Origin of the sequence: Candidatus Avelusimicrobium faecicola, assembly GCA_900540405.1 — a bacterium.
GTDB lineage: Bacteria > Elusimicrobiota > Elusimicrobia > Elusimicrobiales > Elusimicrobiaceae > Avelusimicrobium > Avelusimicrobium faecicola.
This window is the reverse complement of the sequence record UQFW01000051.1, coordinates 1-10,918: the sequence shown is the minus strand read 5'-3', so window position 1 is coordinate 10,918 and position 10,918 is coordinate 1. Positions and strand designations below refer to the sequence as shown.

General features: G+C 49.2%; 13 protein-coding genes. 6 read left to right on the top strand and 7 right to left on the bottom strand.

Annotated elements, in window-relative coordinates:
• The 4 genes from ACQY18_RS05575 to gmk form a co-directional block, all read right to left on the bottom strand.
• The coding region (locus ACQY18_RS05575) for a DEAD/DEAH box helicase family protein (RefSeq protein WP_428039159.1) at window positions 1-560 on the bottom strand (560 nt) is incomplete at its 3' end.
• Window positions 561-566: 6 nt separating this feature from the next.
• Window positions 567-1,514, bottom strand: a complete 948-nt coding sequence (locus ACQY18_RS05570; RefSeq protein ID WP_428039158.1) for a uracil-DNA glycosylase family protein — start codon at window positions 1,512-1,514, stop codon at window positions 567-569.
• Window positions 1,515-1,517: 3 nt separating this feature from the next.
• Entirely contained in the window at window positions 1,518-1,814 is a 297-nt protein-coding gene (locus ACQY18_RS05565) for a hypothetical protein (RefSeq protein WP_176777494.1), read from the bottom strand.
• Window positions 1,815-1,834: 20 nt separating this feature from the next.
• Window positions 1,835-2,428 (bottom strand): guanylate kinase, encoded by a 594-nt coding sequence (gene gmk, locus ACQY18_RS05560; protein WP_176777493.1) that lies wholly within the window; start codon window positions 2,426-2,428, stop codon window positions 1,835-1,837.
• Window positions 2,429-2,499: 71 nt separating this feature from the next.
• On the opposite strand from gmk, the gene ACQY18_RS05555 reads away from it, so the two are divergent.
• A complete protein-coding gene (locus ACQY18_RS05555) occupies window positions 2,500-3,072 on the top strand; it encodes a hypothetical protein (RefSeq protein ID WP_428039157.1) in 573 nt (190 codons plus the stop codon).
• A 333-nt stretch (window positions 3,073-3,405) separates the two neighbouring features.
• On the opposite strand, the gene ACQY18_RS05550 is transcribed toward ACQY18_RS05555, so the two are convergent.
• Together ACQY18_RS05550 and ppdK are read right to left on the bottom strand one after the other, a co-directional pair.
• Window positions 3,406-3,723 (bottom strand): hypothetical protein, encoded by a 318-nt coding sequence (locus ACQY18_RS05550; RefSeq protein WP_428039156.1) that lies wholly within the window; start codon window positions 3,721-3,723, stop codon window positions 3,406-3,408.
• A gap of 393 nt (window positions 3,724-4,116) precedes the next feature.
• On the bottom strand, window positions 4,117-6,906 hold the full coding sequence (gene ppdK, locus ACQY18_RS05545; protein ID WP_428039155.1) for a pyruvate, phosphate dikinase: 2,790 nt from the start codon (window positions 6,904-6,906) through the stop codon (window positions 4,117-4,119).
• A 168-nt stretch (window positions 6,907-7,074) separates the two neighbouring features.
• On the opposite strand from ppdK, the gene ACQY18_RS05540 reads away from it, so the two are divergent.
• Window positions 7,075-7,695 (top strand): hypothetical protein, encoded by a 621-nt coding sequence (locus ACQY18_RS05540; protein ID WP_428039154.1) that lies wholly within the window; start codon window positions 7,075-7,077, stop codon window positions 7,693-7,695.
• A 118-nt stretch (window positions 7,696-7,813) separates the two neighbouring features.
• Entirely contained in the window at window positions 7,814-8,341 is a 528-nt protein-coding gene (locus ACQY18_RS05535; protein ID WP_428039153.1) for a hypothetical protein, read from the top strand.
• Between the two features lie 33 nt (window positions 8,342-8,374).
• On the opposite strand, the gene hydE is transcribed toward ACQY18_RS05535, so the two are convergent.
• The gene (gene hydE / locus ACQY18_RS05530; protein WP_428039160.1) at window positions 8,375-9,430 is read right to left on the bottom strand and encodes a [FeFe] hydrogenase H-cluster radical SAM maturase HydE; all 1,056 of its coding nucleotides are present in this window, start codon (window positions 9,428-9,430) and stop codon (window positions 8,375-8,377) included.
• Window positions 9,431-9,610: 180 nt separating this feature from the next.
• Here hydE and ACQY18_RS05525 point away from each other — a divergent pair, with 180 nt between their 5' ends.
• The 3 genes from ACQY18_RS05525 (at window position 9,611) to ACQY18_RS05515 (ending at window position 10,721) form a co-directional block, all read left to right on the top strand.
• Window positions 9,611-9,766, top strand: a complete 156-nt coding sequence (locus ACQY18_RS05525; RefSeq protein WP_428039152.1) for a hypothetical protein — start codon at window positions 9,611-9,613, stop codon at window positions 9,764-9,766.
• Between the two features lie 41 nt (window positions 9,767-9,807).
• The gene (locus tag ACQY18_RS05520) at window positions 9,808-10,227 is read left to right on the top strand and encodes a DUF805 domain-containing protein (RefSeq protein ID WP_428039151.1); all 420 of its coding nucleotides are present in this window, start codon (window positions 9,808-9,810) and stop codon (window positions 10,225-10,227) included.
• 71 nt (window positions 10,228-10,298) lie between these two features.
• Window positions 10,299-10,721 (top strand): DUF805 domain-containing protein, encoded by a 423-nt coding sequence (locus tag ACQY18_RS05515; RefSeq protein ID WP_428039150.1) that lies wholly within the window; start codon window positions 10,299-10,301, stop codon window positions 10,719-10,721.
• Window positions 10,722-10,918: the final 197 nt, after the last annotated feature.

The window sequence follows — 10,918 nt, the reverse complement described above, 5'->3', positions numbered from 1 at the left end:
TTGGCGGCTACAATGTCCGGCACGGTAATGAGCGTCTGCCCGAAGTTCTGCAACACCTGCGCGGCTAAACGCAGGGCGGTTTCCGTCTTGCCGGTTCCGGCGGGGCCGCTTAATAAAACCGGGTGAAATTCATACGCGGGCATAGCTTGCAGGGTGTTTAATACGGCCTGTTGGTGCGGGTACAGCGTGTGGGCAAACGCGGGCGTAAACGGGGTAAAAGCGGGGCTTTCCAACAACTTAAAATAAGGTTGCGGGGGAACGAGCGCAAATAAAATTTGCCCAATCGCGCCGCCCCACATTTTTTTCATAAATTGGGCCAAGGGGAATAAATCGTTGCCGAAAATCGGCCGCGGGTCCACCACGCAAACAATATCTTTGATTTTTTGGGTGTTTTGGTAGGTTGGTTCGTCGCTGACGGAAAGCACCAGCCCAGCCGTTAAACGCGGGCCGAACGGGGCGGTAATGCGCACCCCGGGGCAAACCTGCGCTTCTAATTCGGGCGGAACATGGTAATCAAAATCCCGGTCCAGGGGGACGTCAAACACTACTTTGCAAAACATAAAAAATTAATGGCTTCCTTTTAAGCCCATGGCGGCCATAACCATTTGTAAATCGGCCCAGGCGTCTTTTTTCCAACCCGGGTTGCGCAGTAATGCGGCAGGGTGATAGGTGGCCAAAATTTTTACGGGGCGCGCCAAGGAAACGCTATCCAAACTTAAATTGTGGAATTTGCCGCGCAACGCGCCTAAAGATTTGGCATCCGCAATCAGCGCTTTGGCCGATACCCCGCCCAACGCCACCACATATTCCGGCAAAATAATGGAAATTTGTTTTTCTATATATTTGCGGCAGAAGGCAATTTCTTCGGCATTGGGGGCACGGTCGTTGCCGTGGTTTTCGGGATGTTGCGGGTCCACCATCGGGTGGCATTTGGCAATATTGGCAATAAAAACGTCTTCGCGCTTGAGCCCCATGGCGGCAATCATTTTATCTAACAGTTGCCCGGCGCGGCCCACAAACGGGCGGCCCTGGCGGTCTTCGTCAAAGCCGGGGCCTTCGCCCACAAACATCAGGCGGGCATTTACGTTGCCTTCCCCGGGTACCGCGTTTAAGCGGGTGGAACCCAGCGGGCAGCGGGTGCAGGTTTTAATTTGTTGGGCCAGTTCGTCCAGCGCGGCGGTTTTTTGTTCGGTCGTCATACAAGTTCCTTGGGGTAGCGGTTGCGGGGTAGGCGCAGGGGCCGCTTTTGTAGTAGGCACAGGGGCCGCTTGCGGGGCCGGGGAAACCGGCTTTTCTACGGAAATTTCCTGCACAGGTTGCCCCGCCGTGGCGCCAAAAACAACGGTTAGGCGGTCTTGGGCGGGTGCCGGGGCGGCGTGTTTTGTGGGGGCTTCGTCCGCGCGTGAAAATCCGGCGGCCGCTTGAGGTGCGGCCGCCGCTATAAAGTCTTCTTCTTCGTGCGTGGAAAGAAACTGCTTGAGTTCACACGCCAAAACGCGGACGGAGTCTTTCATGGTTTACAGCTTCATGGGCTCTTTGGCTTTGCGTTCGGCTTCTTTGCGGGCTTCTTCTTGCGCTTTTAATTCAGCTTCCAAGTTTTCTTTGCTGATTTTTAATACTTCTTCTTTGGAAACTTTGCCCGAAATAATATCGTCCAACGCTACTTTAATAACCACCGCATTGGGTTGGTTTTTGTATTCGGCCTTTTTTTTGAGTTCTTTGGCCCAGATGGAAGCCAATACTACTACGTCGTAGCGGTCTCCGTCAAAGTTCATTAATTCGGCGTCAAACGCTTTATCTTGTTGTGTAGACATTTGCTCACTCCCTCTAAAAATTACTTCAAATTTTTGATACTGTCATCCTGCCGGCTTACGCGGCATTGTTCCGCCGCCACAATACCGGCCATTTTATCCACCGCTTCGGAAAGTTCATCATTTAACAAAGCGTAGTTGTAGTGGTCCAGTTCCAGCATTTCCTTTTTGGCGGTTTCCAAACGCAGTTCAATGTCTTGGGTGTTATCGTTGCGGCCCAAAATGCGCTTTTTAAGCTCTTTTAAGCTGGGGGGAACGATAAATACCGTCACCGCGTCCGGGTATTCTTTTAACATGGTGCGGGCGCCTTGCACGTCAATCACTAAAATCGGGCAGATACCCTTTTTGAGCAAGGCCTCTACCGATTTTTTAGGGATTCCGTAATAGTGCGTATGCACCTGGGCCCATTCCAGCATTTGGCCTTTTTTAATGGCCTGTTCAAATTGTTTTATCGTCCAAAAGTGGTAATCCACTCCGTCTTTTTCCCCGGTTCTGGGGGCGCGTGTAGTGGCCGTCACCACGCGGGCAACTGTTTTATCCCGCTTTAATACGGCATCTACAATCGTGGTTTTCCCGGCCCCGGAGGGCGAAGATACAATAATAGGAAATGCTTTCATTGATATATTTTAGTAAATATTTCCACTGTGGTAAAGGGGAAAACGGCCCCTGTAAAAGGTATAATATAAATATGAGAAAACTATTTATTTTATTTTGTTTAGCCGGGGCGGCCCTGGGGGCGTGCGCGCCGGAAAAGTTGCCGTCTGCCCGGTTTGACGGGCAAGAGTATGCGTTGGCGTTTTCCGCCCGGGAGCAAGCGGGCTTTGTGAACGAGTATCTTTTACCCGGGGAAGATTTGGAAAATTATTCCAAAATGGTGGGGGTGTATTCTTTCCCGCAAATGAAAGGCATTTCGGCCCAACAGGCGGCCGAGCAAATGGCCCGGTTAATGCAATTAAAAAATCCGCAGGCGCCGTTTGATATTCATAATTCTGCCGATAAAGAGGCCACTTTGGTAGATTTTTTGGTATTTTCGCCCGGCGGTAGCATGGCGGAATACAATGTATTTAAGTATATGCCGGACGGAAACGGCTTAAAAGCGGTGCAATTTGTGGCGCGTTGGTATGCTACCCACAGCAAAGATGCCCTGAAAAACGCGCGGGATTTTGCCCAAACCTATTTAGGCAACCGCCAAGAATGGGTTAAAAAAGTGGATAGTATGGAGGTTCCTGGGGTATATAAGCGGGAATACGCTTTAGAATAACCCGCCGAGCAGCCTGTATTGCCCCGCCCGCAGAACGCGGACTAATGGCGCCCTGCCAACGCAAAGAGCCGCCATGAACGGCCTAACGGAACGCTCTAAAACAGACTCTCTGATTTGCCCCAAAACATTTGCCGGTTTTTAATACATAAAGCCACCTATGCGGTGGCTTTTGTTTTTTTGCAAAAAAATAGCTAAAAATGAAAATGCTTAAATTTTAATAGTTTTGTAGAATTGTAAAATTAAGCCTAAAAATAAAAATCCTTAAAATTTAAGTATTTGTAAAATTAGATGTAATTTTGATTTTAATAAACAAAAGGGCAAAATAGCCCCGCTTTATTTATCAAAATGTCTAAAGGGTATGTTTTTGGACATCTCGTCCATCTCGTCTACTACGGAAACATCCTTATAGCGGGTGATTTGGGGGTTTTTGGAATTTCTTGTAAAATATTTATACAGTTTTTCTATAATTTTTAAGGCGCCGACTATAACTGCGGCCAATAAGATGAGCGCGGTTGACTTACTTAATCCCAGGGATGAGTGGCTGTGAACATAATTGATAATGGCGCCCATTCCCAAAATGCACCCCACAAAAAAGCCGCCGCATACCAAGCCGCACAGCAGTAATAAAAGTATGTCTTTTGTTTTTTTCATAAAAAGTATTCTCCGTATAACCGGGCAAGCGCCGCCTGCCCGGAATTTTCTAAATATGCCCGGGGTATGAGCCGCCTTGCGCCACTTGCTTGAGCCAAAAGGGCCTGCGCTTGCGTGGGTTTATTTTGGTTTGGCCAATTAGCGCATTGTACCCTAAACAGCGCATACAAGTAATCATATAAAAAACCAAAATTCTTATCAATAAAAACATAGCGTGTAATAATAGGATAAGCCCCGGGAGCGGGGGAAAAGCCGTTGCTCGTACCATTTACCCATATAAAAACCCCCGGGTCTTTTGTAAGGCGCGGGGGAAAAAGCTGTATCGTGTATATTTCAAAATAATAAAAAATCCCCGGGTCTTTTACAAGGCCCGGGGGTTGGCATGCTATAAACCTATTTGTGTTTCTTTTTGGCCAGCACGTCTTTGGCGGCGGCTTGAGCCGCGGCCAAGCGGGCTATCGGCACGCGGAAGGCCGAGCAAGACACATAGGTAAACCCTTCGCGGTGGCAAAATTCCACGCTTTCCGGGTCCCCGCCGTGTTCGCCGCAAATCCCGATTTTAAGGTTGGGTTTGGCCTCGCGCCCTTCCACCACGGCGTGTTCAATAAGCATCCCTACGCCGCGTTGGTCCAGGGTTTGGAACGGGTCCGCTTCCAAAATACCTTGTTTGAGGTATTCGGGCAGGAACGCACCAATGTCGTCGCGGGAGAAACCGAACGTCATTTGGGTCAGGTCGTTAGTGCCAAAGGAGAAGAAGTCCGCTTCTTGGGCTACTTCATAGGCCAGAACGGCCGCCCGCGGAATTTCAATCATGGTCCCCACGGAAAAATTCAGATTTTTCACTTTGGTTTTGGCAACCACGGCATCGTATTCTTCGCGGATGAGCGCTTTTTGGTTGACAATTTCCTGCGCGTCACAAGTCAGCGGAATCATCACTTCCGGCACGGCTTTTACTTTATTTTTGAGCAGTTCGGCGGCCGCTTCAAAAATAGCCCGGGCTTGCATGCGGGTAATTTCCGGATAGGTGACCCCTAAACGAATCCCGCGGTGGCCCATCATGGGGTTCACTTCGTGCAGGCCGGCGGCGCGTTCCTTAAATTCCGCCATGCTAATCCCCAACGCTTTGGCCAATTCTTGCTGTTTTTCGGGCAAGGTGGGCACAAATTCGTGCAAGGGCGGGTCCATTAAGCGCACCGTCACGCTGTAAGGCGCCATGGCTTTAATGGTGTCCTTAATGGCGGCTTTCATAAAGGGGAATAATTCGTTGACCGCTTTTTTGCGTTCGTCTTCGCTGGCGGAAAGAATCATTTTGCGCAGGATAAAGAGCGGTTTATCGGAATTTTTGCCGTAGAACATGTGTTCAATGCGGAACAACCCAATCCCCTCGGCCCCGAATTTGCGGGCATTGGCGGCATCTTCGGGCGTATCGGCATTGGCGCGCACTTTTAAGACGCGCACTTTATCGCACAACGCTAAAAATTTAACCAGGTTTTTGTTGCCTTCGCCGGCTTCCAACATTTTTAAGGCGCCGTTATACACCCAGCCTTTGGTGCCGTTTAAGGTCAGTTCGTCGCCTTCTTTGAAGGTCTTGCCGCCCATTTTAACGGTTTTGGCGCTCAAGTTGATTTCCAATTCTCCGCAGCCGACAATACAGCATTTGCCCCAACCGCGCGCCACTAGCGCCGCGTGGGAGGTCATCCCGCCGCGTTGGGTTAAAATGCCGGAGGCCGCGCGCATGCCTTCAATATCTTCCGGGTTGGTTTCTTCGCGCACTAAAATAGCGTTTTTGCCTGCTTCATGCAGTTTAATGGCGTCGGCGGAGTTAAATACAATTTTGCCGCATGCACCGCCGGGGCCGGCCGGCAGACCCGTGGCAATCGGTTTTACCTGCGCTTCGGCTTTCGGGTCAATGGCGGGCAGTAAAAGTTCGCCCAACTGGGCCGGGGTCACACGCAGAACGGCTTGTTCCTGGGTAATTAGCTTTTCTTTTACCATATCCAACGCCATTTGCACGGCGGCGGTGCCGTTTCTCTTGCCTACGCGGCACTGCAACATCCACAATTTTTGGTCTTCAATCGTAAATTCAATATCCAACATATCGTGGAAGTGTTTTTCCAGTTTTTGTTGGATTTTATCCAATTCTTTATACACCTTGGGCATTGTTTTTTCCAAGGTGGGCAAATGTTTGGAATGTTCGTTGGCAGACCATCTGTTCATGGGAGACGGCGTGCGGATACCGGCCACCACGTCTTCGCCCTGCGCGTTGATTAGGTATTCGCCGTAAAAGTGGGAATCCCCATTGCCGGGGTTGCGGGTGAACGCTACGCCCGTGGCGCTGGTTTCGCCCATGTTGCCGAATACCATGGTCTGCACGTTGACGGCAGTGCCCCAATCGTGCGGGATGTTTTCAATATTGCGGTAAGCAATGGCGCGTTTGCCGTTCCAAGAGGCAAACACCGCGCCAATGGCGCCCCAAAGCTGTTGCATGGGGTCATCCGGGAACGCGCTGCCCAATACTTTTTTAACGGTGGCCTTAAATTGGGCGCACAGTTTGATTAATTCTTCGGCGGGGATGTGGGTGTCGTCGCTGACGCCGAGTTTCTTTTTCAAGTCGCCCATCATACCGTCTAAAATTTTGCGGATGCCTTCGCCGTCTTTGGGCTCAATGCCGGCGGCTTTTTCCATCACTACGTCGGAATACATCATAATCAGGCGGCGGTACGCATCATATACAAAGCGCGGGTCGCCCGTTTTGGCAATCATACCGGGGATTGTTTTTTCGGTCAGGCCGATGTTCAAAATGGTTTCCATCATACCCGGCATGGAGGCTCTGGCCCCACTGCGCACGGATACTAACAGCGGGTTCTTTTCGGAGCCGAACTGTTTTTTGGTTTCGCGTTCAATTTTTTTCAGGTTGGTTTCAACGTCTGCTTGTAAAGTTTTGGGATAGGTGCGTTTGTTGTTCCAATAGTAGGTGCAAACTTCGGTAGTAATGGTAAATCCGGGGGGGACGGGCAGTTTTAATGTGCCGGACATTTCGGCCAAGTTGGCGCCTTTTCCGCCCAAAAGTTCTTTCATACTGCCGTTGCCTTCGGCTTTTCCGGCCCCGAAGGAGTAAATGTATTTTACAGTCTTTTTGGCCGCGGATTTTTTAGCGGCTTTTTTGACGGTCTGTTTTACCATGCTACATCTCCAGTTAGTAGTGTTGCCCGGGCATAAATCCCGCGCGAATTTTTTATATTGTAATACATTTCTGATAGAAAATAAAGCAAATTTACGGATTTTTTTATTTATGCGTTGACAAACGGGGCTTTTTTAGTAAAATATACGCATATTAATTGTGAGGTTTTTATGAATAATAAAGGTGCTTCTTTTATGGCATATTTACTGCTGGTATGCGTGCTGACGGCCGGGCTTTTTATATTGTTCCCGGATAAAGCACCGCTTGCTATTCCGACGGACCTGGGGAAGGGCGGCTTGCCGCTAACCAAAGGCATGTTGCCCCCGGAAGCACAAAACGCGATGGTATCCAAATTCCAACAGGAAATGTTGGGGGCCGATATAGCCGATTCCGCGCTATTTAGGGAGGTGCAGGTAAAAGAAATCCCGCAGAGCGTGTATGATTCTATGGCGCTGAACTCGGATTACAGCCAATATTTGCGCGGGTCCCAAAAGCGCGTTTTTGCGGTTTTGCCGAGCGGTTGCCCGTACGCCAGAGCCTTTACCAAAGCGTTAAACGCGGCATTTTCGGACCCGGAAATTGCCTCCGTGTACCACAAGGATATTATCCGGGTGGGCCACTCCGAAATGATAAGGTGTAAGGGGGGCGCCGAGTGCCCTAAATCCTATTTACTTGAAACGTGCGGCGAAGGGATATGTATTATTAACCCGGCACAACGCCAAATAGTAGTGGATAATTCCCAGCGAAGCTCGGGCATTATCCCCTTACTAAAGCACTATAAAAACTGGTAAATTGTGTGTTTTGAAAGGAGTTAAAAAATCCGCCTGCTACCGGGCGGGTTTTTTATTGTGCGTGGATAAAAAGCGTTTTTGTGCTAAAATATACGCATATTAAATGGTGAGGTTTTTTATGAATCATAAAGGCGCTTCTTTTATGGCGTATTTCCTGTTTTTATGCGTGCTGACGGCCGGGCTGTTTATGTTATTCCCGGATAAAGTACCGGTTGAAAACCCGGCACTTGCCAAGGGGGACTTGAAAGGGGCGTTGCTGGGGGGCGGAAAAGTAAAAAATATTCCCCAGGAAGTGTATGACTCTATTGAAAACAACAGCGAATTTAGCCAATATTTGCAAGGGCCCAAAAAGCACGTTTTTACGCTTTCCCTGCGCGGGTGCCCATATGCCAAAGCCTTTGCCAATGCGATTGACCAGGCGTTTTTAGAGGAAGAAATTGCCACCGCCTACCAAAAAGATATTGTGCCGATTGGCCGCAGTGAATACCTTAATTGCAACGGCAAACAATGCCCGCGGATGTATTTGTTTAATACCTGCGGCCAAGGCTTGTGCATTATAAACCCGGCCAAACGGCAAATATTGGTGGAAAAATCCCGGAGTAAAGAGCGGCTGATGTATTTATTAGCGGCCTATAAAGATTGGTAATTTGTTATGGAAAACGCCCTTAAAATCCGCCTGCTAACGGGCGGATTTTTTTTGCATTTGGAGGTATTCCCCATGAAAGCCGGGCGCGTGGGCAATATGCCGCCCGATAGCGTTTATTTTGCCCTCTATGCACCCGCGGCATTGGGTGGCGTCTTCTCCCAGGCAAATCTTACCCGGGTATAACGCATAGCGCTTGCGCCAGCAGACGTCCGTCACGTTGGGCATAACCACATTGGCCCCGCTTTGCAGGGCGATGATACGCCCTTGCGGGTGCAGGGTTTCCATGGCGGTTGTGGCAGGGATGTTGATGTCCGGCAAAATAAGGCGCATAAGGGCCATCATTTTTAGGGATAAGGTAAAATGCCCGGCGGTGGATTCGCCCTTTAGCGGCGTTTGCGGGTGGGGGATAAACGGCCCGATTCCCGCCATATCCACCGGGATTTGCTTAAAAAATAATAAATCATCCGCTAAACTTTCCGCCGTTTGCCCCGGTAAACCCACTAAAGAGCCGGAGCCGACCTCGTAGCCTAATTCTTTTAAGTCTTGCAGGCACTTCGCGCGTTGGTGCCAACGCATACCGGGGTCCAGTTTTTCATATAAATTTACGTCGGTGGTTTCTATGCGCAGTAAATAGCGCTGGGCCCCGGCTTGGCGGTAGGCGGCGTATTCTTCGCGCGTTTTTTCGCCAATGCTTAACGTAATTACCAGCCCTAATTGTTTGATTTGGCGGATTATTTCGCACATTTTGTCCGCCGTAAACCAAGGGTCTTCGCCGGATTGAAGCACGACGGTTTTGTAGCCCAGGGTTTGGGCCAGGCGGGCCGTTTGTAAAATTTCCTGCGGGGTTAAGCGGTAGCGCTCCGCGTGGGAGTTATCGCGCCGGATACCGCAATAACAGCAGTTGTTTTTGCAATAGTTGGAAAATTCTATCAGCCCGCGCAGATAAACTCCGTCCCCCACGTTGGCTTTGCGTACGCGGTCCGCCGCCTCAAATAAAAGCGTATCCGCCTGCGGGTCTGTCAGTAAGGTGATTAATTCTTCCCGGGTCAGGCGGTGGGTTTGTTCGGCTTGCGTAATCAGTTTTTCCAAAGCGCTCATATACAAACAGTATACAAAACTTGGTTCTTTTGGGCCTATAAAAAGCGTGGGCCCCCGGCGGAAAAAAGGTTAGGTCTAAAAAAGGTAAAAATTGGGTCTAACGGCCCTGGAGAAGCCGCCCCGGACTTATTACAATAAAATATAACAACATTTACAAAAGGGGGAAAGCCTATGAAAACGCAAATCCGTCAAACCGTTTTAGATGATAAACTCGGCAAAGAATTTGCTTGGATTAGCCAAGAGTTTAGTGATTTTCATACCTTGGCGGATTTAGAGTTGGAAAATGTGGACAAATTTGCCGCGCTCCACTTGGGGCTTTCCCTATAAATTATCAATAAAATCCGCTTGTTTTTGCTATAATTAAAACTATGCAATTTATAGCAAATATCATTTTTTACACGCTCAAATGCCTGCTTTTGTGTTTTTATCCGTTCGGCCGCGCCGGCCGTAAAGAATATACTTATTACAATAATACCACGCTTGCGTTGGCGGTGCTGGTGGTAGGGGCGTTTAAGTATTTGCCTGCCCGCAACCCGGCCCTGTGGGATACTTTGTCAAATAATTATACCTGGGTGTTGGTGGGCGGCTGTGTGTGGGTGGTGGTAGCTTCGTATAGCGTATTGGTGCGCCGCGGGCATGATTTGGGGTATGGTTGGTTTGCTACGCTGTGGCACTCGTCCGAATGTATGATGTTCAAAGGCTGGCAGTTTAACCGCCGGTTATTTAAGGAAGAAGGCTCCCCTTTACCCAACGAATACGGCCCCGCCCCCAAAGAAAACCAGTTATAGGGTTTTTCATGGCCCGGATAATGGGTTGCGGCTTTTCTGTGTTTGACGGTTTATTTTGCTACAATAATGTTATGGAACTCATTTTAGATGGTATAAAATACGCAGTTAAAAGCCTGGTTCTCTTTTGGTGTCCGTTCGGCCGCGCCAGCCGTAAAGAATACGTTTACAGCCACCGGGCCCCGGCGTTTGCGGCTTTTACTGCTATTATCATTATGCTGTTCTTGCCACCCCATAAGTTGGAGCAGGCGTTGGCGTTGATAAATGAATACCAAGTTGCCCTGTACAGCGTGTGTGCCGTAATGTTTGTGGGGTCGTGGACCCTGCAGGTACGCCGCGGGCACGATTTGGGGTATAGTGGATTTGCTACACTGCGGCGCACTTTTAATTATTGGAAAGGTAGCAACTGGCAGTTTTACTACCAGCAGTTAATGGGGCAAGAAGGCTCCCCTTTACCCAACGAATACGGCCCCGCCCCCAAAGAAAACCTGTTATAGGGTTTCCCAAATACAAATCAATTTGCTATAATTAAACTGTACTTTAGTAAGTATAAATTAAAAATAGGAGAAGGCCCTTACTCCGGCTCGGTACTCCTTCGGATAAAGAGTGCTTGGTTGTGCAGCAAACGGCCTAAGTGTACAAAAAAATGGTACTTTCCATGCAAGACAGAAAAGACATCATCAGCAAATTCCAA